Raw genomic sequence first — 22,966 nt, forward strand, 5'->3', positions numbered from 1 at the left:
CTGGCTGTTTCGTGGGGGCGTGCGGGCTCGGCCTGCGCGGGCAGTGCGGGGGTGAGCGAAAAGAGTAAGACGAGGGGCAGGAGGCACCGCTTGTGGTGGCGCTCAGCCCGGCGGGTGAGGGGGAACATGGGGGTCCTGTCACGAGAATGTGTATTCGGTAATTTGAATTGTATCGGTCGCGCTACTATCCCCCGCTGGAGGTCTATATCGAAACTTACTTAAGGTCATTAAGGCCCTATGAAGATATGCGGCCTTCTCCCCTTGCCGGTCGCTTCCAAGCTCACGGCAGAAAAACAACTATGACATCATCATGACGTTCTCTTACCAGCGAATTTTCGCTGGGTCTCTTCTCCGGGCGTACTCCCTTTGAAAAAGCCTTCTTCCCTAGGCTCAGGCTCCTCCAGATTGTGGTCAGTATGGTCACCTTTGAGGGGGGATGAGCGGCGCAGGCCGGGGTCAGCATTTTGGGTGTGCATGTTTTGGGCAGATAAAAAGCCGGTCTCATCAAGTGGGCGATGAGACCGGCTAGCGGAGGATGGGGGATTTGAACCCCCGAGGGCGTGAACCCAACACGCGTTCCAGGCGTGCGCCATAGGCCGCTAGGCGAATCCTCCAGGTGTCTTGCTTTAGCTACAGCGAACCGTAGCTTCACGAAAGCGAACAGATACGAGCATACCCCACACAACCCACTAACGCAACACGGGCACCTCTTACCGGGGGGGCTAAGGCCAGCAGAGAGCGCTTTGCCATCTACCCCGCAGGTGCGCTACAGTAGATGAAGCCCCTTACGTGGCGTTATCTTGGAGAACTCCCCCAGGGCCGGAAGGCAGCAAGGGTATCTGGGCTCTGACGGGTGCGTAGGGGGTCTTTTTATGCCCAAAAACTGGCAGTCAACCCATTATGCTCAGCGTACACAGTTCTTAGAATGTCAGCCACCCCTACTAGACTGTTAAAAACAGTTCCCCCGCTGGTTCTGTATCTGCCCGGACCTGCACGGTTGGGCTCAGCTGTTAGCACTCGAATGAAGGTTTAATGTGAGCACTGCCCTCTACCGCCGTTACCGCCCGGAGTCCTTTGCCGACGTCATCGGGCAAGAGCATGTGACCCTACCTCTCATGACTGCCCTCGAAAAGAACCGGGTCAATCACGCCTACCTGTTCTCGGGGCCGCGCGGGTGCGGTAAGACTACCTCAGCCCGTATTCTTGCCCGCTGCCTCAACTGCGCACAGGGGCCAACACCCACTCCCTGCGGGGAATGTCAATCGTGCCGCGATCTTTCCCGTGACGGTGGCGGGTCACTCGATGTGATCGAGATGGACGCGGCCAGCCACGGCGGTGTAGACCACGCCCGAGACCTGCGCGAGAGAGCCACTTTCGCCCCGGTGCGTGACCGCTACAAGATTTTTATTATCGATGAAGCCCACATGGTGACCAGGGAGGGCTTTAATGCCCTCCTAAAGATTGTGGAAGAGCCACCGGCTCACATTAAGTTTATTTTTGCGACCACCGAACCTAACAAGGTGCTAGGCACTATCCGCTCCCGCACCCACCACTACCCTTTCCGGCTGGTACCACCCCAAATTCTGGGCCAATACCTGAATAAGCTCTGCTCAGAAGAGGGCGTGCAGGTAGCTGAGGGGGTCATCCCGCTCGTAGTGCGTGCTGGTGGTGGCTCGGTGCGCGACTCGCTCTCCATTCTGGACCAGCTCATGGCCGGTGCCTCTAGTGAGCAGGGCATTACCTACGATTTGGCCGTTGCCCTCCTTGGCTTTACCCACGGTGAGCTACTTGATGAGGTTGTAGACGCTTTCGCTGGCGGTGAGGCCGCCCAGGTTTTTGCATCGGTGGATCGGGTAATTCAGACCGGTCAGGACCCCCGCCGTTTTGTGGAGGACCTACTTGAGCGCTTCCGCGACCTGATTATTGTCAAAGCTGTTCCCGACACCGCCGGTTCCATTCTGCGCGGCCTTGCAGCTGACCAGCTAGAACGCATGAGAGCGCAGGCCAAGAAGCTTGGCTCTGCCGAACTTTCGCGCGCCGCAGACCTTACCAACGAGGCCCTGAACGAGATGGGCGGGGCGATGAACCCCCAACTCCACTTAGAACTGCTCTGCGCCCGTATCCTGCTCACCTCGGGCGAGCAGAGCCTTGGTGCTCTAGCGGCCCGCCTGGAACGCTTGGAAGGCAAAATAGCTTCTGGCCCGCAGGCTACACCCACCCAGGGGGCACCGGGTAGGCAGGGTACTCAAACAGGGCCGTCGTTAAAGCACCCGATGCCCGCTGCCTCAGGCCCCACAGCGCAAGAGCAGGGTTCCGGCCCGTCCGCGAGCGCTCCGGCTACCCAGAGCTCTTCTGCTACCGAGCAGGCACCTAAACCCCTAGCAAGTGCGCCCTTTGCCGGCGCTCCCCTAGCTGGTAAGCCACTAGCTGCCCCTCCCCTGAGGGCCCCGGCACAGCCCCCGGTCGGGGTTCCGGCACAGGCCCAGCCTGCAGCCCAAGCGAGCGCACCGGCCCCCGCTACGCCGGCCCCCACCAAGGCTCCCCTAGCAGCGGCAACCACCGGTGAAAACACGGTCAACCTGGTACTCAATTCCTGGTCCGATATTCTTAGCCAGGTGCCCTCCTCTCTGGCCCGTGCCCAGTTTGCCCAATGCCAGCCGGTGCGTTTTGAAAACGGTTCCCTCTTCCTGCTAGCTGAGCTACGCGTGCTTAAGTCCGTCAAGGACTACCTACCTCAGCTCCAGCAGGCACTTCTCAACGTGCTGGGCTTACAGGTTCAGTTGCGTGGTGAAATCAAGCGTCCGGGCGGAGGGTCAGCACCACCCACCAAGCCCACACCCACCAAGCCCACACCCACCGAGCCCACGCCCAGCGGCCCGGTTCCTCATCAGCCCTCCCCGGAGCCGTCACAGGATCCGACCTCACAACCAATGCCGCTGCCACCAGAAAATACAGAGCGCCCCGGTCTTCCTGCCCAGGGGCAGAACCAGGGGCTAGCTTCCCCACCACCGGTTGAGCTAGCTCAGGGACCCCGCGGTGGCGACCAGGCCTGGGAGGCCCACGGCCAGCCGCTCTCAGACCAGCCCCCCTCATGGAGTCCCGATGATTGGAGCGCCCCGGTCACCTCGTGGAACGTGGCGGCAATTCCCAGCGAAGACCAGCAGGTTCCCGCCCAAGAAGAAGCCGCAGGCTCTGCGGAAACCCCCCACAGCCCCCACCTGCGCGTCATCGAAGGTGATGCTGATCCCGTAGAAATCGCTAAGGCTCAGCACCCCTCCCAGGGCGCACATGAACGCAACGCCTTTGCGGTAGCGCCCCAAAGGCAGGAAGACCCTGAGGTTGCGCCCACCCCCGAGCAGGAACCGGAAGACCCGGACGAGCCCTCCACTGGCTTTGCCCCTGCGAGACAGGCAGTAGCACCGCTGGCTCCACAGGCAACAGCCCAGGCAACGGTCCAGCACCAAGAGCAGACACCCGCTCCTGCCGAGCAAGGCCAGCATCAGACACAAGAACGCAAGCTGTCTTTCCGGGAACGTCACGCAGCACAAATAGCCGCAGGTAAGCAGGCCCTTACTCAGTCCCAGCAGCAAGCCCCGGTAGAAGAAGCAGAAGACTTCACCCCCAGCGACGACGATGCCGCCCTCGAATCTGCCGTCCTCATTGGGCAGAAGGCTGTTGAAAAAATACTGGGTGGAAAAGTTATTGACGAACAGCCCCTGCACCAGGGCTAGCAAGGAGTTTTTGTGTACGAAAGTGCCGTCCAGAACCTAATTGATGAGCTTGGCCGGCTACCCGGAGTGGGCCCTAAATCGGCCCAGCGCATTGCCTTCTACATCTTGAACTCCGATGCCAGTGAGATGGCTAAACTGACCGATGCCATCGCCCGAGTTAAGAAGACCGTGAGCTTCTGTCAAATCTGCGGGAACGTCTCGGAAACCAAGCTGTGCGCTATCTGCCGGGACGAACAGCGTGACCCCGCGATCCTCTGCGTTGTAGAGGAGTCCAAGGACGTGGTCGCGGTGGAACGCACCCGCTCCTTTACCGGCCGCTACCATGTGCTAGGCGGTTCTATTAACCCTATGGCCGGTATTGGCCCTGAGCAGTTGCGAATCCGTGAGCTGGTGGCCCGCCTTTCCGATGAGCGTATTAGCGAGCTGATTCTGGCTATGGACCCCAATCTTGAGGGTGAGGCCACGGCAACCTACCTATCCCGCCTGCTGGTGCCTATCGGCATTAGGGTTTCGCGGTTGGCCTCCGGCCTGCCGGTGGGTGGCGACCTTGAGTACGCCGATGAGATTACTCTGGGTCGTGCTTTGGAGGGGCGCCGCATTATCAGTGAGGGCAACCGGGCTGAGACCGCCAACCCTGCCGAGGACTTCCAGGCCGCTCTTGAGGCTGAAGCCCAGCAGGCACAAGCTACCCCGCAAACTAAGGCTCCCCGTGCCCGCTGGTCGGGATCAATGTTTGAAGACCTTGATGCAGAGAAGACCAGCGCACCGGAGCAGGCTCAGGAGCCAGCCCATGCGCCCGCTCAGCCCGGCGCAGAAGCACCGGTCCAAGCCCAGCAGGGGGATTTGAACGAGGTTCTGCTCAGCCAGGAGGTTGCGGCTATCCCCGGTGACCTCTCGCCAGAAGAGCGCGCCGAACGTCTAGCAGCAGCTGCCTTTGAGGCTGAAGCCGGCCAGCCTGATGAGGGCCTGACTGAAGAACGCCAGGAGGCCTACCAATCCAAGCTCGAAGAGCTCAAGAAAACTCCCCTACGTACAGTAGCGCCCAAGGTTCCTCCGATTCCCGGTAAAACCTACGTTAACCCCTGGGTCTAAGCGAATCATTACGGGCTTTATGTCATACGGCTTCACGATGGGTAGGAGTTTCACCCTGGGTGCTGTGGGCACGTAAGATTGTTCTAGCTGGATCAAAAACCCCTATCACATCACGCACCTGTACTGGAGATAATTCAAATGAGTCTGATTGTCCAAAAATTCGGTGGATCCTCTGTCGCTGATGCCCAAGGCGTCAAACGTGTTGCCCGCCGGATTGTGGATACACACAAGGCAGGCAATGACGTTGTTGTAGTTGTCTCCGCGATGGGTGATACCACCGATGAGCTCCTCGACCTTGCCGCCGAAGTTTCCCCCGGTGCCGGCCCCTCCCGCGAGATGGATATGCTCCTGACCGCCGGTGAGCGTATCTCTATGGCGGTGCTGGCAATGGCTATTAATGATCTGGGTGCTAAGGCGCAGTCCTTTACCGGCTCCCAGGCTGGCATGATTACCGACGGCGTTCATGGTGCCGCCCGCCTGGTTGAGGTTAACCCCCAGCGGATCCAGGAGTCTATTGACCTGGGCAATATCGCCATTGTTGCGGGCTTCCAGGGTATGAACCGCGACAGCCGCGACATCACAACCCTGGGCCGTGGCGGTTCGGACACTACCGCCGTAGCACTAGCAGCAGCGCTCAAGGCCGATGTCTGCGAAATCTACTCCGATGTGGACGGTGTCTTTACCGCCGACCCCCGAATCGTCCCCACAGCCCATAAGCTCGATACCGTCACCAGCGAAGAGATGCTAGAACTTGCCGCTAACGGTGCCAAGATTTTGCACCTGCGCTCGGTCGAGTACGCCCGCCGCTTTAACCTGAAACTTCACGTCCGTTCGTCCTTCTCTGATCTTGAAGGTACTATCGTCATTCCCGATGCCCCGGACGGCTTTGAACACACTACTAAGGAGATTCCTTTGGAACAGCCCCTCATTTCCGGCGTTGCCCACGACCGTTCGCAGGCTAAGATCACCGTAGTGGGTGTGCCGGATGTTCCCGGTTCAGCGGCCCAGCTCTTTGGTTTCTTGAACGAAGAGCAGATTAACCTGGACATGATTGTTCAGAATGTACCCACTGACCGCCCAAACGTCACTGACATTACCTTTACCCTGGATCAGGCGCAGGGCCGCCAGGCTCTTGAACTGCTGGAGGCCCGCAAGGCTGAGCTGGGCTTTGAGGCGGTGGAGTACGATGAGGCCGTTGGCAAGCTCTCCTTGGTGGGTGCCGGCATGAAGGCTAACTCGGGTGTCTCTTTCAAGTTCTTTGAGGCCCTGAGCAAGGCCGGGGTTAACGTCCAGATGATTTCTACCTCCGAGATTCGTATCTCGGTTATCACCGAGCTGGAGAAGCTGGATGAGGCTGTGAGTGCTGTGCACAGCGCCTTTGGTTTGGATGCTGAAGGTGAAGCTACCGTCTACGGTGGCACCGGCCGCTAATTTCTTGCGGCCCCTTGTCTTGGAGCCCCGGCCTGAGCAGTGTCCCCGCTGGTCAAGCCGGGGCTCTTCCAAGAGCAAGGCTGAGCTAGCTTTTGTTACGGATGGGTCCGGCCGAGTATCCGACCTTGTTAGAAGGCACTTAAGGCCCTATTTGCAACAAACCGTTTGTTTTTTCAACAAATTTTAAACATATCTACAAAATCTTTATCCAATAATCCCATATAAACAACCATTATCGCCTCTGACAAGGTTAAATGTATCTATATTACTCATGAGTAGATAGACTTCAAACAAAGAGAGAAGCCGGTTTACTTTGTTACAAAAGACCTTCTCAGGCAGAAAATTTTTTCAAATTATTTAGGGCTCAAAAATCTTCTGCCAGAAGTTGCACATAGGAAAGGGCAACACATTCCTTATAAAACGTTTACCCTAGTTACTGGCGGGTAATGTCTCTCCGGCTCCACTCAATAGCACAGCATCTCTCAGTCAAAAACACGCGCCCACTACCCCAAACGCATCCCAAAAACACAAAAGAGAGGTTGTAAGTCCAAATTTGTCACCTAAACTGGTGGCATGCCTTTACAAATTCTCAGTTCGCGTGAGTGGCGCGCCCAAGCCGCCGCTCATGAGGAGCGCGCAGGCACCTACGCTCTTCCTTTTACCGACCGCCGAGAACGCGGTCACGTCCACCCGGTTGAAGATTTCCTCTTCACCTACTACACCCTCAAACCCGGTCAGTTTATGCGCTGGCACCCTGGGGCAGGCACTATCCTTCTCGATGCCCCAGAGCGTTTGAGGTGGAAGTACTACCGGCCAGTCACAGCCTCAGAGTTGATGCGGGCCGGCATGCCTCTCATGGAAGCCCGCAGGCATGCTGATTCGGGGACGGCAGTTACGGTTGACCACCAGCTCTTCGCCCAAGAACGTAGGTCAGCTCTTGATTTCACGCGCACCATTATCTCCAACACCGCCGAAAAGCCCGGCGAATTCAGCTGCTTCGGCCTCCACGAATGGGCTATGGCCTATAAGTCAGTGGAAAACGATATCCGCCATGACTACCTGAATCTGCGTTTAGGGGCGCAAGGTACAGACCAGGTCGTAGAAAGCCACAAGATTAAGTGCTCGCACTTTGATGCTTTCCGCTTCTTCATGCCTCAGGCCACTGAGCTCAACGAGCTCCAGCCCACCCGTGAGGCTCAGCGGAATCTGGAACAGCCGTCATGCCTTCACGCCAATATGGACATCTACAAGTGGGCCTATAAGCTCCTGCCCTTGGTGGACTCAAACTTCCTCATGGATTGTTTTGAGCTCGCCCGGGATATTAGGGAAGTTGATATGAAGGCTTCACCCTATGACCTGCGTGAATGGGGCTATGAGCCTATCGCTATTGAGACCCCCAAGGGTAAGGCCAGCTACGTCAAGTTACAGAAAGACTTTGCTCAGCGCTCACAGGTACTGCGTCACAAGCTACTGGCGAAGATAGACCCCTACTTCACTGAGTTGGCCTGCTCAGCAGAAAAGGTGGCTTAGCCCCGATTCTTCAGTACCTATCAGGGGCCTTACCCACCAGAGGTGGCGGGTAAGGCCCCTGGGTTTAACCAGCTTCTCGGGGCGTGAGCCCCTTCTCAGCTCAGCCCCTAACCTGCCTTCTCAGCTCCCCTTTTCCCAGCTAGCACAGCCAAAAGTGCATCTAGGAGCAAGAAGACCAGCAGACTCAGACCCAGCAGGGGGATGAAGAGGCCAAGAGCTACCGTAAAGACAGCAGTGAGCCCCCAAGCCCATAGGGGGACCTGCCGTAGCGATGAACGGGACGGTGCCGGCCCCAAGCCTCGCTCCCCCTTGGGGCGGCGCTGCCACCACATGATATAGCCCCAGGCGCACATGAGCATGAGCGCCAAGGCCACAAGAAAAAGCGCCAGCTGGTTAGCGATCCCCAGAAAAAGGCCCATATGTAAGGCAATGCCCCAGCTGGTTAGTTTGGCTGGCAGGGGGAAATCCTCAAAGTCAGTTCGGTCAGTTACCTCCAATGTGCCACCATTAATGGCTACTGAATCAGCTTGGGTAGGGTAGGAACGTTTCAGCTCGCGCACCACCCAGGCGGTGTGATCATCGGGGGCCGGACGAATCTCCACAGAGGCTGAGTCGATATTGATGCCCCGGGCTGTACTTAGGATTTTATCGTAGGAAACAGCGGTAGCTGCTCCTGAGTCGGCCTGAGTTTGAGCGGTCTGTGAGCTGTGGTCGGCGTGCTCCCCACCTCTTGCGCTTGAGCTACCGGGTTGCAGCTCCTTGGAAATACTCGGTGTGGTCCAGCTCAGGGCCTGACGAACCTGGCTGACGTTCTCACCTGCATAGGTTGACCAGGTCAGACCGGTTGCTGAAAGAAAAAGCATAGCCAGAACAAGCCAGAAGCCCAGGGCGCTGTGCCGTGAAAGAGTCCGCAGGTATCCGCGGCCTTTTGAACTCGGCAGGATCGCTTGGCGCTTGTTTTTCATGCGCCGGGCGCGCTGGGCCCAGAGCACCAGGCCACCTAGAGCCAGAACCCAGAGCCAGGAGGCGGCTAGCTCACTATAGATTCGCCCGGGCTCCCCCAGCTGCAGGTCCTTGTGCAGATTACTGACCCAGGTACGGAAGGGCAGGGATCCGCTACTGCCATAAACCGGGTAATCCCCCAGGACCTGGCCCTTGGCGGGGTCAATGAAAACTGCTCGGTAGGTGGATTCTGGCAGGCTCTCATCGGCGTACATGATGCGGGTAGTGGTACCGGGAGCCACCGCAGGGCGAACAGCTACAGGTTTGTCTGAACCCTGGTAGGCGTTAGCGGCGGCCACCTGCTCATCAAGGCTCAGCCGGGTGGTGCTTTCCGGGGCGGTGAGTACATGGCTGTAGATCATTTTTTCGGCTTGCGGTGCAAGGGCGTAGAGCGCACCGCTGGCCGCCGCGATAAAGATAAAGGGGGCGACCAGGATTCCCGCGTAGAAGTGAATTCTCCTCAAGAGGGCATAGAGCCAGGTGCTGGTAGATGGGCGCGGCGAAGCCGCTGAGGGCACAGCGGTGCCCGCAGAAGTGGTGTTCACAGTAAATCTCTTTCGTCTGGCCTGCCTTGTTAAAAGGGCAGGCTCTCTCTGACAGGCGGTGCATACAGCACCGCCTGATGTGTGTTTTTAGAGGGGTGAGGCGAAAGAGAATAGAGGTGGCCCCCGCAGAAGGTGAGGGGTCAGCGTAATAGCGGGGAGTGCTTTTGGCTGGTGCACCGAGCACAGTGCAGAAGTACGAGGGTAGCCCAAGGGCACAAGCAGACCCAGGGAGCTAAGGAGCCTTGCCCACAGGTAGGTGAGGCAGGTGCCAAGTTTCTCTAGGACCAGCTCATAGCGGTAAAAGACCGCTACGGTAATGACCGTGGCAAGCGCGTGCGCCAGGAACATCTGAGTTTCTGCCGGGAAGATACCCAGGTAGCCCGGCGTAACCATGTGCATATGAGCCGGTGCCTCTGCGGAAACCGCCTGGCTCAGGGCAACCCCATGATGGGTTGCGTGTCCTATAGCTTGGCTGGGGATCACATGAGCCGGATGGTAGGGCGCATATTCAGCCGCAGATAAAAAGGTGTGGAAAGCAAATTGGCTTGGAGCCACACCGGCGGTAAGACGCACCAGACTCTTGCGTGTTCCAGCAAGGAGCGTGCAGACCAGGATAGCCAGTGCTAAAGGTACCAGGAGCCTTGTAGGTGTAGGCGGCACCTGCCCACCGCCTGCCAGGTGAAAGCACAGGCCCATGAAGAGGGCAAAGCAGGCAGAGAGCACCCCTCGGGTGAGTCTTCGGTGACGGTTTTCTGCCTGCATGATAGTCAATTCTAATAGATTTTTAAGCAGGTAGGGTTCCTCACCCGGCCGGGTGAGGAACCCTATTTCTACTTGTCGCAGGCCCTACAAAGAGCTATCTCTAGCGCATAATGTCCGACTACTTCTGGTCTGTAAGAGACCGGTCAAAGCGGTAGACAAAAGCGGCCATAGCATCACGCTTAATGGGCTGGACGGGGCGGTAGCTGCCATCGGGCCAACCTGTGCTGATCTTCTGTTCAGCTAGCCAAGAGATCTCTGTGTAGAAAATGTCATCGGTGCTGATATCGGTAAAGGGCGAGGTAGCCGGTGCCTGGTAGCCCTGGGCCCCCGATAGACGGTAGAAGAAGGCGGCCATTGCATCACGGTTGACACTTTGCTGGGGCCGGAAAGTACCGTCCTCCCAACCGCGTGCGATACCGGCTTGGTACATCCAGGCGATCTCACGGTAGAAGGGGTGGCTCGTGGGCACATCCTTGAAAGGTGAAACTTCCGGGGCTTGGTAGTCCTGGGGGCCTGTCAGCCGGAAGAGATAGGCCGCCATAGCAGCGCGTTCGATATCGGCTAGCGGGCGGTAGGTGCCATCAGGCCAGCCGCGAGCGATACCGTGCTGGGCAACCCACTGAATCTCGGTGTAGAACATGTTATCTGCCTTAACATCACGGAAGATAGGGTCCTGGTTACCGGGGGTTTCCGGCTCAGGGGCAGCAGGCACGGCAATTCGTTCGCCGGTAAAGCTAAAGGTCTTCTCGCTACCGTCTAGGGAGCTGACTGCGGTGAAAGTAGCCTCTGGCTGGAAGTAGCCACGCTCCAAGTCCTGGGCGGTAAGGGTGTGACGCGCTGTAGAGCAGGTATAAGTGCCTGCAGGTTTGAGCCCGATCCAACGGCAGTTAGGTTTGGCCGGGAGGGAGAAGCCTTGCTCAAAATTACTGGATGTGGGCAGGGCAGTAAGAGTAAGAACGGATTCGTTTTTGACCTGGAAACTGTAGGCAATGACATCGCCCTGGGCATAGTACTGCTGAGGCTGTGAAGTCATCTGGCCTGAAATAGCTAGGGTGGGAACTACTTCTGTTTTGCCCAGGCGTACCGGGGCACCGGTGTGGGTTACTTCCTGGCTTCGACTGGGATCTGCTGTGGCCCTGACACTAAATTTTAACTCCGGCACAAAGTAGCCGCGATCGAGGTCTTCTTGAGTAACCGTGTGCTTACCGGTGCCACAGCTGTAACCGGCACCTGCCGCAAGTTTCAGATAACGGCAGTTCTTCCGTTTGGCTTCATGGGGTGCCGGTGGCAGGAACCCGGTATCCAGATTCCCCCCGACCGGTACCACGTCAACAGTTTCCGGTGAGGTGTTAGTGACCGAGAAGTTATAGGTCACTTGTTCTCCCACAGAGTAGGGGTTTGCTACGGTATCCCGAGTCTGAGCCGAGGCCTGAGAAATCTCCACACCCAGGCTCTTATTGCCGCTGACGCTAACCCCCAGACTGTAGCGGGATTGGCGGCCGTCCTCGCCGGTAAAGACGGCGTCAATGGAGCCTGAACGGGCGGCAGCTGCGGCGGTCAGAGTTAAGGTGACGGTCTGACTTTCACCGGGGGCAAGGGTGATCTGGTCACTCTGGTTACCGGTCAGATCAGCGGTGTCAGCTAAGGTCAGCCTGCCACTAATTGCCCTGTCCTCCTGGTTGGTGATCGTCACCGGAAGGTTCACGCTCTGGCCCGCTTCCACCGTCACAGGCTCAGCACTTAGCGGTGCACACACCACGTTTAGCCAGTCTTGGTTAAAGGTGCCGTAGCGGATATCGGTTTTGTAGCTGGCCTCGTAGAGAACCCCGTAGTTGCCGTTAGAGAGAGCGGTGGCGGAGGAATAGGCCCCAAATCCTGGCTGGAACTGGCGGATGCCCGGCCAGGTTTGACCGTCATCGCAGGAAACCCTGGCGGTGAGGTTCTTACGTTGGCTGTTAGCCCCGTTATAGGAGTTAGTGAAGATGAGCTTCTGGGCGTCCTTGCTTCCCTGGGGGGCATTGGGATACATGCGGATAATTGAGGCGTTATTTGTGGGGTCCGGCAGCTCGGCATCTAGGCTTACAGGCCCCCAGGTCTGACCGCCATCGGAGCTGATAGCCACCTTACGGAGGTGGGAGTTGGAACTATCGCGTGAGTTCATCATGACCCGGCCATCTGAAAGCTCGACCACTTTGTTCTCATCCATACCGGTTCCCACAAAGTTACCGCGCTGCCAGGTTTGACCGTGGTCATCTGAATAGAGAGAGTAGGCCTGGATAGCCTCTGAACCATCAGCTTGCTTGACCTTACCTGCAAACTGCTGTATCAGCCTGCCCTTGTGTGGGCCGTATTTAAGCTGGATTCCCTCGCCCGAGCTAGCAAAGGTGCTTTTGACATCCCCGGGCAGGGGGTTAGCCTTGCTGGTTCCGGGCTTGGCAATGGGGGTAATATCCCGGGGCTTACTCCAGGTGATACCCCCGTCGCTAGATTCGGTGACAACAGCGCCAATGACATTGCGGTCATTGGCTATATCGTTGCCGTACTCGCTGTGGTGGAAACCCTGATCCTGGGAGTAGACGAAGAAAGCAAAGACCTTGCCAGCTTCCCGGTCCACGACAAATGAGGGATCTGAGTACCCGTATTTTTTGGTCCCGGCGGTGGGTAGCTGTCCCTGGGCGATGTAACTGATCTCTGACCAGCTAGCACCGTAGTCGGTGGAACGGCGCATGAGAATAGAGTTAGGGTTAGGTGCATCGCTCGCGTTATTGGGGCGGCCGTCCCAGGCAGCTAGGACAACGCCATCACCGAGGTCGGCTAGGGCTGGGATGCGGTAATTTGAGGCATCCCCGAAGAGGGTGTCTGCTAGGTTCTGTTCGGTGTAGCTGCCCGGGGCTCCGGTGGGCCCTGGGAGGGGAGCGGGGAGCGCCTGGGCTGGGAGTGTGCCGGCCAGGGCCATGACAGAAAGGGTGGGTATGGTCAGAAAACGACCGAGTGTGCGTCTCAAGGGTAGCTCCTGAGGGTAGGTGCCTGGTTTTTCTCAAAAATAAACGTGTGTCTCAAGACACAGGTTCACTCAATACCCTACAGCCTAAGACATCCTACCTCCAGACCCAGGGGCTATTTTTCGGCTCCTGAAACCCATCTACAGGTACCCCAATGTGCCCCGCGACACTCCACCCCCGTGTAAAATGAGAGCTGGCTTTAATTAGATTCCAGCACCCAAGGAGTGCCCCTTCATGGCCCGTATTGTTGTTGACGTTATGCTCAAGCCCGAGATCCTCGACCCCCAGGGCAAGGCCATTGCCCATGAGCTTCCCCGCATCGGCCTCTCCAATTTCACCGATGTCCGTCAGGGCAAGCGTTTCGAGCTGACCGTTGATGGCCCCCTGACCGATGAGCTCCTCGCCCAGGCCCGCCAGGCAGCAGAAGAACTGCTGTCTAACCCGGTCATCGAAGACGTCATCAACGTCCAGGCGCTGGAGGACTAAACGGTGGCAGAATCTCTCGCAGCACACGACGTTCCCCTGGTTGGCGATTTCTCCACCGCCAGCCCCGATACCGCTCTAGCGGGTATCCGAGTTGGTGTGGTGACCTTCCCCGGCACCCTCGATGACCGCGACGCAGCCCGCGCCGTACGTCTAGCCGGTGGCACCCCCCTACCGCTGTGGCACAATGACGCAAACCTACACCAGGTAGATGCAGTCATTGTTCCCGGCGGTTTTTCATACGGTGACTACCTCCGCGCCGGGGCTATTGCCGCCAAGGCTCCGGTGATGGCTCAGGTCGTTGAAGCGGCGAGCGCAGCGGGTACATCCGGCTCCTCCCCCCTGCCGGTTCTGGGCATCTGCAACGGTTTCCAGATTCTGACCGAGACGCACCTGCTCCCCGGCTCCATGATTAAGAACGATCACCGTAAGTTCATCTGCCGTGACCAGATTCTACGCATCGAGAACAGCCAGACCGCCTGGACCTGCGATTTTGAGCAGGGCCAGGAGATTGTGGTGCCTCTCAAGAACCAGGACGGCCAGTATGTAGCCGATACCAAGACCCTGGACGCTCTTGAAGCTGAGGGCCGGGTGGTCTTCCGCTATGTGGGCCATAACCCCAACGGCTCACGCAACGATATTGCAGGTATCTGTAATGAGGCAGGCAATGTGGTTGGCCTGATGCCTCACCCCGAACACGCCGTTGAACCCGGTTTTGGGCCCTCATCCTCTGGTTTTGGCCCCGTGGGCCTGCGTCAGGGCGCTGATGGCCTGGGCGTTTTCACCTCTGTTCTTAAGAAGCTGGTCAAGGCCTAGCCGGCCCCACCGAAGGATTCACACCATTGAACGACAAGAAGTTTAACCTCGACACCGTCGAGCACGCTGCCGCCACCCCCGACACCGAACTCCCCTGGGCCGAACTGGGCTTGAAAGAAAACGAGTTCGAGGACATTAAGAAGATCCTGGGCCGCCGCCCCACCGCCGCCGAGCTAGCCATGTACTCGGTCATGTGGTCTGAGCACTGTTCCTACAAGTCTTCTAAGGTCCACCTCAAGCAGTTCGGCGCCAAGGTGACCGAAGAGATGAAGAAGGACATGCTGGTCGGTATCGGCGAGAACGCCGGTGTGACCGACATTGGCAAGGGCTGGGCTGTCACTTTCAAAATTGAGTCCCACAACCACCCCTCCTACGTTGAGCCCTATCAGGGGGCGGCAACCGGTGTGGGCGGTATCGTGCGTGACATTATCTCCATGGGGGCGCGCCCCGTAGCGGTCATGGACCCCCTGCGTTTTGGGGCAATTGACCACCCCGACACCGCCCGCGTCCTACCCGGCGTAGTCTCCGGTGTGGGCGGCTACGGCAACTCCCTGGGCCTGCCTAATATTGGCGGCGAAGTGGAATTTGACGAGTGTTACCAGGCAAACCCGCTGGTCAATGCCCTGGCTGTAGGCATTATGCACCACGAAGACATCCGCCTGGCGAATGCCTCCGGTGTTGGCAATAAGGTCATCCTCTTTGGTGCCCGCACCGGTGGTGACGGTATTGGCGGTGCCTCCGTGCTAGCTTCTGAGTCTTTTGATGACACCAAGCCCTCCAAGCGCCCCGCCGTTCAGGTGGGCGACCCCTTTGCCGAGAAGGTCCTCATTGAGTGCTGCCTAGAGCTCTTCAAGGGATCGGTGGTTGAGGGCATTCAGGACCTGGGTGCTGCTGGCATCTCCTGTGCCACCAGCGAGCTAGCCTCCAACGGGGACGGTGGTATGCACGTTGATTTGACCAAGGTCCTCTTGCGTGACCCCACCCTCACCCCCGGCGAGATTCTCATGTCGGAGTCCCAGGAGCGCATGATGGCGGTGGTAACCCCCAAGAACCTGGCCCGTTTTGAAGAGATTATGCACAAGTGGGATGTGGAATACTCCATTCTGGGTGAGGTCACCGGTTCTGGCCGCCTCACAATTGAGTGGCAGGGCGAAATCATTGTGGACGTTGACCCCAAGACGGTTGCCCACGAAGGCCCCACCTACGAGCGCCCCTACGGTCGCCCCGACTGGCAGGACGCCCTGCAAGCTGACCATTTCACCGGTTCGGCAGCAGATGATGAACGCCCCACCGGTCAAGCGCTGGGTGAGGCTATCAAGAACTTCATGGCCTCCCCGAACATGTGCTCCAAGAGCTACATCACCAACCAGTACGACCGCTATGTTCAGGGCAATACCGCCCTGGCTATGCCCGATGACGGTGGCATCATCCGTGTGGACGAAGAGACCGGCCTGGGTGTGGCCCTAGCAACCGACGCCAACCCCCGCTTCACCAAGCTGGACCCCTACACCGGTGCTCGGGCTTCCCTGGCTGAGGCCTACCGCAACGTGGCTACCGTGGGTGCGCGCCCCGTAGCTGTTTCTGACTGCCTGAACTTTGGTTCTCCCGAGGACCCGGACATCATGTGGCAGTTCGCCGAGGCTGTGCGCGGCCTGGCGGACGGCTGTATGGAACTGGGGGTTCCCGTGACCGGCGGTAACGTCTCCCTCTACAACCAGACCGGTGGTAAGGCCATTAACCCCACCCCCGTGGTAGCCATGATGGGTGTCATGGACGATGTCAGCCGCCGGACCCCCTCCGGTTGGTCTGCTGAGCATGACGGCCAGGCCCTCTACCTGCTGGGCACTACCCGCGATGAGCTGGATGGCTCCGAGTGGGCCCGGTACAAGGGGCACCTGGGCGGCCTGCCTCCCCAGGTAGATCTGGCCGCTGAGCGCCTGCTCGGTGACATGCTGGTGAACATGAGCCGGGACGGCATGATTGATGCCGCCCACGACCTTTCCTCCGGTGGCCTGGCCGCCGCCCTGGTAGAGGGTTGCCTGCGCTTTGGCGTCGGTGCCCGTGTGGGTCTGGGTGAACTGGCGGAGCGTGACGGCGTGGACATCTTCACCCTGCTCTTCTCAGAGTCCCTGGGCCGTGTACTGGTTTCGGTACCCCGCTCCGAAGAGGTACGTTTCAAGGACATGTGCACTGCCCGCTCCTACCCCTTCGCCCGTATCGGTGTCGTGGATGCTGTCTCCAAGACCCTGGATATTCAGGGCCAGGTAGCTCTTGACCTCGATGAGCTACGTCAAGCCCACGAAGGCACGCTGCCCGGCTATTTCGCTTCTTAGCATCACCTCGGGATTCCCGCTGTGATGAATCAGGCATCCGCCCCGACTCCTCTGTGGAGCAAGGGGGCGGATGTTTGTTTTTCCTCCTTGGATCAGCGGAGATTCTGCTTAGAGTTCTTGGGGCTTGAAAAGAGTTCTTGGGGCTAGAAAATCGTCAGGACGCAGTGGAGTGAGCTCATGCAGCAGCCCATCACCCTAGGGCAAAGGCTGGTGAGTGCAGGCGTCCGCTAGCTCCAGAGACCGGGCACCAGTTTTTCTGCTTGGTCCATCATCTTGTGGACCCGCCGGGGTTTTGCTGGACCCAACCCTAGCCAGAGCCGACCACCAACAAAATTCAACTCTCTTTTGTATATGGCTGGGCCCCGCCCTAGCTGGAGCCGAGTACAGAATGAAGGTGTGCAGAGATCAAGACTTCATACCCTGGGCTGAGTCCTGCGGGCACTTGCTGAACTAAACTAGAAAGGACGCCCATCACCTATCCGAGGAGCCCTTTGCATGTCTGGTGCCGCAAGTACCCGCCACCGTGTCGCTGTGAGCACCCAGCCCGATAGCGTCCTGGCCTCGCAGGGCCTGAGTGAGCAAGAGGTGGCTGAGCGTCAGCAGGCAGGGTTCGTCAATACCCAGAACACCGCGACCTCTCGAACGACAGCGGCCATCGTCCGATCCCATCTGTTTACCATGTTTAACCTGGTTCTTGGGCTATGCGGTCTTGCGGTAATTATGCTGGGAAGCTGGCTCGATACGCTCTTTCTCTTGGCAGCTATCGCCAACGTTGTCATTGGCTTTACGCAGGAATTCTCCGCTAAACGCCAGCTCGATAAAATCGCTCTCTTACGGCGTGACCCGGTGAGCGCCCTGCGTGATGGCAAGCTCGTTCGGGTTCCGCTCGATGAGCTGGTGCTGGACGATGTTGTTCTGCTCAAACGTGGTGACCAGGTTCCCGCCGATGCTGTGGTCCTGACCAGTGACGGCCTTGATGTGGATGAGTCTCTGCTGACCGGTGAGAACGACCCGGTGGGTAAGAAGCCCGGTGATCAGGTACTTTCTGCTTCCTCTGTTATTGGCGGCTCCGGCAGGGTAAGGCTCTCTGCGGTGGGTGCTAAATCTCGTGCCGCAAAAATTACCGCTGAGGCCCGCCAGTTCACCACCATTCATTCCGAACTGCGCGCGGGTATGGAGCGGGTAGTTACCTGGATTACCTGGGCTCTGGTACCGATTATTGCGGTGGTCCTCAACGGGCAGATGCAGGCGGCCGGTGGCTGGCAGGTGGCCTTGGAGACCGGAAGCTGGCGTGATGCCCTGATTACCTCTGTTTCCTCGGTTGCTTCCATGATTCCTCAGGGTCTGGCTCTGATGACCACCATCTCTTTTGCGGTTGCTTCGGTCAAGCTCGCCAAATCTGAGGTGCTGATTCAGGAACAGCCTGCGGTTGAAGTGCTAGCCCGTGTTGATACGGTTTGCTTCGATAAGACCGGCACCCTGACCGAGGGTGGGGTGCGCTTTGAGTCGGCCCGTCTGCTCGATGGAACAGTCTTGGCCCGTTCAGAGGGCCAACAAGAGCTCCGGCTTGCCCAAGGCCACGACGTGGGTAAAAATCCCGGCTGGCAGGGCGCTTTAGCCTGGTTCGGTGCCGATGATAACGCCAACCCTACCGCCGCCGCCCTGAAAGAACCCTTTGCACAGCTAACCAAGGGGCAGGGCCTTGAAGAGGCTCAGGCGCTCCTGCCGTTTTCGTCGGCTCTGCGCTTTAGCGGGGTGGAGTTCGCCAGTAGTGGCGCCTGGATTCTGGGTGCCCCCGAGGTCTTACTCTCTCCCGGTTCAGCGCCCGCGCTCCGAGCAGGTGAGCTTGCGGCCTCCGGCCTGCGGGTGATGGTTCTCGGTCATGCTCCCGCCCTGACCCGTGATTCTTCGGGCCGTGTGGCCCAGCAGGTTCCGCAGGGTCTAGACCCCCAGTTCTTTGTGATTTTCCGGGAACAAGTTCGTTCCGAGGCACCCGCCACCCTAGCCTACTTCCGGGAGCAGGGTATCGACCTGAAAGTGTTTTCCGGTGATAACCCCCGCACGGTGGCCGCCGCCGCCCAGGCCGCAGGCATGGATACCTCAGCTGGCGCAGTAGATGCCTCCACCCTGCCTGAGCAAGGCCCCGAACTGGTTGAGGCTGCCCTGACCCACAGTGTCTTTGGCCGGGTTTCCCCGGAGCAGAAGAAGAATATGGTGCTGGGTCTACGCCAAGCGGGTCGAGTAGTTGCTATGACCGGTGACGGTATTAACGATGCTCTTGCCCTCAAACACGCTGATCTGGGCATTGCTATGGGTAACGCCGCACCAGCAACCAAGGCCGTCTCCCGTCTGGTTCTGCTGGATGGTCGTTTTGATAGGCTCCCCAGTGTGCTTGCTGAAGGCCGTAAGATTATCGCCAACATCGAGCGGGTGACCAACCTCTTCCTCACCAAGACGGCCTTTGCAATTTTCCTGGGTCTGATTTTGGGCATCCTCTGCTGGCAGTTCCCCTTCCTGCCTCGCCAGTACTCCACCGCTGACCTACTGATTGTAGGTGGCCCGGCCTTCTTCTTGACCATGCTGCCCAATAAGCGCCGCTATGTCAGCGGTTTCTTGAGTAGGGCCCTGCACTACGCTATCCCCAGCGCCCTGGTCATCACTGCTGTGCTGGTCTTGGTGATTGGCTACGGGCACAGTCATGCGGGTATAGCAACCTCGGAGGTTCAGACCGCGACCTTTATTGCCCTGGTCCTCATGGGTGTCTACAACATCACCACCGTCACCAGGCCACTTCGCGGGGTCAGGCTCCTCATTGTTGCGGGCATGTACCTGGGCCTTGCCCTGGTTCTGGTTCTGCCGCCCTCTCTCTGGTACCACCAGTTCACCCTTCCCTCTGGCTCTTACCTGCTGGTCACGCTAGGTGCTGCAATCATGGGGTGCCTGCTCATCGAAGTCAATCTGCAACTGCACAACAGATGGCTCAGAACTCACCACCGTGAGGTCATCGAAGCAAGCCAGGCCATCTCAAAAGAAGGCTCCTAACAGGGGCGCTTGCGTCTTACCGCAAGGAATAGTAGGGTGAAGGGGTAACGGGGTTCGTCCCCGCAATTTTAGTCAATCATCAGGATTGTTACTGGTTCAGCAGGCAAGACCTGAGTTGCTATCAGCTCTTAGATGAGGTCCGGTCTAGGCACCGGATTGGTTTTAAGTGCATGAGTCTGCCCTCTGGGGGAAGACCGTATAGATAGGCAACTCGGGTCTTTTTGTCTTAAAGGGCCAGGGCAAACCGCACACATACCAGTAAGGTTCACTCGTGAATAATTCACAAATGGGTGAGAAAATTCTTGAAGGCCTGGGCGGCCCCGAGAACATCTCGCACTTTACCCACTGCGCTACCCGCTTGCGCGTGACTCCCAAGTCCAATAGCGCTATTGACCGCACCAAGATTGAGAACATCCCCGGTGTTCTTTCCATCATTGAGCAGTCCGGCCAGACCCAGGTCGTGCTCGGCGATAAGGTCGAGTCTGTCTACAACGAGATGCTCAAGCTCCCCGGCATGGGCACCGTTGGCGAGGGCAAGGGCGAGGCTGACCCCAACCAGAAGAAGGCCGGCGTTCTGACCCGCGTCTTCGATGTGCTCTCAGACTCCTTCCGCCCCATCCTGTGGGCTCTGCTGGGCACCTCCATGATCTTGACCCTGATCGTCTTCCTCCAGCAGTTCGGCTACTTCGGCCAGTACACTGACCTCACCGGCAAGATGGTTAACATTGATATTGTTAACGGTCCCCGCCTGGCTGACCCCGATGCCGCCGCCGCTATGCTAGACGAATGGCGCGCAACCTTCCCCTTCTGGTTCATCCTCATGGCAGCCTCGCTGTCGGTTCTGCAGTTCATGCCCATCATGATTGGCGCCACCGCCGCTAAGCGCCTGGGCGCTAACATGTGGGTTGGTGCAGCTATCCCCGCCGCCCTCATGACCGGCACCTTCCAGGGCTTTAACAACATCGCCGTTGATGGCGTTGTCAACGTCCCCTTCCTGGGCCTGGACCTCCCCCTTTACGTTATGAACTACACCGGCCAGATCTTCCCGCCGCTCTTCGCCGCAGCCCTGCTGGCACCCCTAGAGCGCTTCCTCAAGAAGATTATCCCCACCATGCTGCACATGGTCTTCGTGCCCATGATTTCTGTTATGGTTCTGGTCCCCCTGACCGCCTTCCTGATTGGCCCCATCGGCATTAAGTTCGCTCTTGCTATCTCCGATATCATCGGTAACGTCAACGAGATTGCTCCCTGGTTGGTTGGTGGCCTGATTGCTGGTCTCTACCTCTTCATGGTGCCCCTGGGTCTGCACTGGCCTCTGAACGCCATCATGATTAATAACCTGCAGACCACCGGTACCGACTTCATCCAGTCCCCCATGGGTGCTTACAACTTCGCTGTTTTCGGCCTGGTTACCGGTGTTGCTATCCGCGCCAAGCACAATAGGGAACTGCGTCAGACCGCGACCGGTGCCGCTGTATCCGGTCTGCTCGGTGGTATCTCTGAGCCTTCCCTCTACGGTGTTGTTCTGCGCTACAAGCGTGTCTTCCCCCTCATCCTGGTTCCCGCTATCATCGGTGGCGCAACCATCTCGGCGCTGGGTGTTAAGTCCTACGCTTTTGCTTTCACCTCACTGATCTCGCTGCCCGCTATGCAGCCCACCCACCTGTACGCTATCGGTCTGGCTATTGCCTTCTTTGGTGCTATGGCAGGCGTACTGGTCTTCGGTTACGAGTCCAAGCCCAAGGCCGGCGAAACCTCCGCTGAGGAAAAGGCTGAGCAGCGGGCTTCAGCCGCCGCTCCTGCTACTGCCGGCGCTAGCGCAGGTGCAGCTGCCGTTGCTGGTGCTGCAACCGGCGCCTCAGCTGCTACCCCCTGGTCCAACGACCAAGCAGAGGCTCAGGCTCCTGCCGCTGGTACCGTCCTGACCCTGGCTTCTCCCCTGGAAGGTCAGGCTGTGGCTCTGTCCGAGACCCCGGATCCTATCTTCGCCGCAGAGAAGCTGGGTAAGGGTGCCGCTATTATCCCCAGCGGTAACACCGTCATAGCTCCTGCCGCAGGTAAGGTATCCGTTACCATGCCTTCTGGCCATGCTGTTGGCCTCAAGCTGGATAACGGCATTGAGCTCCTCATTCACCTTGGTATCGACACCGTTAACCTCAACGGTGAAGGCTTCGATGTCAAGGTCGAAAAGGGCCAGCGTGTTGCTCCCGGCGACATCCTGATGACCTTTGACCCGCAGGTCATTCAGAACGCCGGTTACTCACTGGTGACTCCCATTCTGGTCACCAACACCAACCGCTTTGCCGAGGTTGAAGGAACTACCGGCAGCGTTCAGCCCGGTAGCGAACTGCTGAAGGTCACTACCAAGTAGTCCTCCACTGGCTGTTAGAAAGCCCCGCCCCTCTCTAAGAGGGGCGGGGCTTTTCTGTGGTGGGTGTCAGATTTGCTTGCCCTAGCTTCCCGCAGCTGGTGCCCCCCCCCCCGAGCTGGCGGAAGTTTTTTCGGCTGGTTCTGCCCTTGATAGGGCTAAAAACCCCAAGGCGCCCTCACTGACCAGCCCCGCCCATCAGCACCCACCGGCAGACCCCACTCAATAGACAAGCTACCGGCGCAGTTACCCACCGGTGATAGCCCCACCCTGGACGGGTTTTAGAATAGGGGCATGTTTACCGTGAAACCCTTTTATGAGCTGACTCTTGATGAGCTCAACGAGATTTACCTGCTCCGCGGGCTGGTCTTTGTGGTCGGCCAAAAGATTACCGAAGAAAACGAGATCGACCGCGCCGACCGTCACGCCTTCCATCTCTACCAGGCAACAGAAGAAGGCGAAGTACTGGCCTACCTGCGTATGCTTGACCTGTCTACCTACTCCGATGGCAGCCACCCCGCAGACCCTACTGCTTGGACACTTGGCCGGGTTGCTGTCCACCCCCGCGTCCGCGGCACCGGTCTGGGCAAAAAGCTCCTCGCTCAGGCCCTCACCTGGCTAGAAGAGAATACGGAGGCCGAACGAGTTGTAATCAGCGCCCAGGCCTACCTCAAAGATGGTTACTACGGGCCAGCCGGCTTTAAAGAGGTAGGTTCCCCCTACCTCGAAGCTGGGATCGAGCATATTCAGATGGTCCGCTCGCTAGGTGATTAGGCCCGCCGGGAGAGCCTAGCTCAGCGCCAACATATCAGCATGCTGAGGGGGTCAG

13 protein-coding genes, 1 tRNA gene and 1 other RNA gene are annotated in these 22,966 nt (G+C 58.5%); 11 read left to right on the forward strand and 4 right to left on the reverse strand.

The window, feature by feature from the left end; genetic code table 11:
* Positions 1 to 529: 529 nt before the first annotated feature.
* A tRNA-Ser gene (locus tag ACN08V_RS08320) sits at positions 530 to 614 on the reverse strand.
* Positions 615 to 776: 162 nt separating this feature from the next.
* Here ACN08V_RS08320 and ffs point away from each other — a divergent pair.
* From ffs to ACN08V_RS08345, 5 genes are all read left to right on the forward strand, one after another.
* An RNA gene (ffs, locus tag ACN08V_RS08325) (signal recognition particle sRNA small type) lies at positions 777 to 873 on the forward strand.
* Between the two features lie 161 nt (positions 874 to 1,034).
* Entirely contained in the window at positions 1,035 to 3,731 is a 2,697-nt protein-coding gene (locus tag ACN08V_RS08330) for a DNA polymerase III subunit gamma and tau (RefSeq protein WP_419105217.1), read from the forward strand.
* 12 nt (positions 3,732 to 3,743) lie between these two features.
* Positions 3,744 to 4,823: a recombination mediator RecR gene (gene recR, locus ACN08V_RS08335; RefSeq protein ID WP_419105218.1), complete on the forward strand. Its 1,080-nt coding sequence runs from the start codon at positions 3,744 to 3,746 to the stop codon at positions 4,821 to 4,823.
* 138 nt (positions 4,824 to 4,961) lie between these two features.
* Positions 4,962 to 6,254 (forward strand): aspartate kinase, encoded by a 1,293-nt coding sequence (locus tag ACN08V_RS08340; protein WP_419100379.1) that lies wholly within the window; start codon positions 4,962 to 4,964, stop codon positions 6,252 to 6,254.
* A gap of 573 nt (positions 6,255 to 6,827) precedes the next feature.
* Positions 6,828 to 7,784 (forward strand): 3-methyladenine DNA glycosylase, encoded by a 957-nt coding sequence (locus tag ACN08V_RS08345; RefSeq protein ID WP_419100378.1) that lies wholly within the window; start codon positions 6,828 to 6,830, stop codon positions 7,782 to 7,784.
* A gap of 107 nt (positions 7,785 to 7,891) precedes the next feature.
* Here the strand turns inward: ACN08V_RS08345 and ACN08V_RS08350 are convergent, their stop codons facing one another.
* The 3 genes from ACN08V_RS08350 to ACN08V_RS08360 form a co-directional block, all read right to left on the reverse strand.
* The gene (locus ACN08V_RS08350) at positions 7,892 to 9,331 is read right to left on the reverse strand and encodes a PepSY-associated TM helix domain-containing protein (RefSeq protein WP_419105219.1); all 1,440 of its coding nucleotides are present in this window, start codon (positions 9,329 to 9,331) and stop codon (positions 7,892 to 7,894) included.
* Between the two features lie 87 nt (positions 9,332 to 9,418).
* On the reverse strand, positions 9,419 to 10,093 hold the full coding sequence (locus ACN08V_RS08355; protein ID WP_419105220.1) for a hypothetical protein: 675 nt from the start codon (positions 10,091 to 10,093) through the stop codon (positions 9,419 to 9,421).
* Positions 10,094 to 10,211: 118 nt separating this feature from the next.
* Complete coding sequence (locus tag ACN08V_RS08360; protein WP_419105221.1) at positions 10,212 to 13,097, reverse strand: S-layer homology domain-containing protein; 2,886 nt, start codon at positions 13,095 to 13,097, stop codon at positions 10,212 to 10,214.
* Positions 13,098 to 13,329: 232 nt separating this feature from the next.
* On the opposite strand from ACN08V_RS08360, the gene purS reads away from it, so the two are divergent.
* From purS to ACN08V_RS08390, 6 genes are all read left to right on the forward strand, one after another.
* Entirely contained in the window at positions 13,330 to 13,581 is a 252-nt protein-coding gene (gene purS, locus ACN08V_RS08365; protein WP_419100374.1) for a phosphoribosylformylglycinamidine synthase subunit PurS, read from the forward strand.
* 3 nt (positions 13,582 to 13,584) lie between these two features.
* Positions 13,585 to 14,394, forward strand: coding sequence for a phosphoribosylformylglycinamidine synthase subunit PurQ (purQ, locus tag ACN08V_RS08370; protein WP_419100373.1), 810 nt, complete (start codon positions 13,585 to 13,587; stop codon positions 14,392 to 14,394).
* 26 nt (positions 14,395 to 14,420) lie between these two features.
* Positions 14,421 to 16,727, forward strand: a complete 2,307-nt coding sequence (gene purL, locus ACN08V_RS08375) for a phosphoribosylformylglycinamidine synthase subunit PurL (RefSeq protein WP_419105222.1) — start codon at positions 14,421 to 14,423, stop codon at positions 16,725 to 16,727.
* A 495-nt stretch (positions 16,728 to 17,222) separates the two neighbouring features.
* Positions 17,223 to 19,769 carry an HAD-IC family P-type ATPase gene (locus tag ACN08V_RS08380; RefSeq protein WP_419105223.1) on the forward strand — a complete coding sequence of 849 codons (2,547 nt, stop codon included), beginning with the start codon at positions 17,223 to 17,225 and terminating at the stop codon, positions 19,767 to 19,769.
* Between the two features lie 271 nt (positions 19,770 to 20,040).
* Positions 20,041 to 22,140: a glucose PTS transporter subunit IIA gene (locus ACN08V_RS08385; protein ID WP_419105224.1), complete on the forward strand. Its 2,100-nt coding sequence runs from the start codon at positions 20,041 to 20,043 to the stop codon at positions 22,138 to 22,140.
* A 291-nt stretch (positions 22,141 to 22,431) separates the two neighbouring features.
* Positions 22,432 to 22,911 (forward strand): GNAT family N-acetyltransferase, encoded by a 480-nt coding sequence (locus ACN08V_RS08390; protein WP_419100369.1) that lies wholly within the window; start codon positions 22,432 to 22,434, stop codon positions 22,909 to 22,911.
* Positions 22,912 to 22,966 lie beyond the last annotated feature (55 nt).

Source organism: Rothia sp. P5766 (genome assembly GCF_048513555.1).
Lineage (GTDB): Bacteria > Actinomycetota > Actinomycetes > Actinomycetales > Micrococcaceae > Rothia.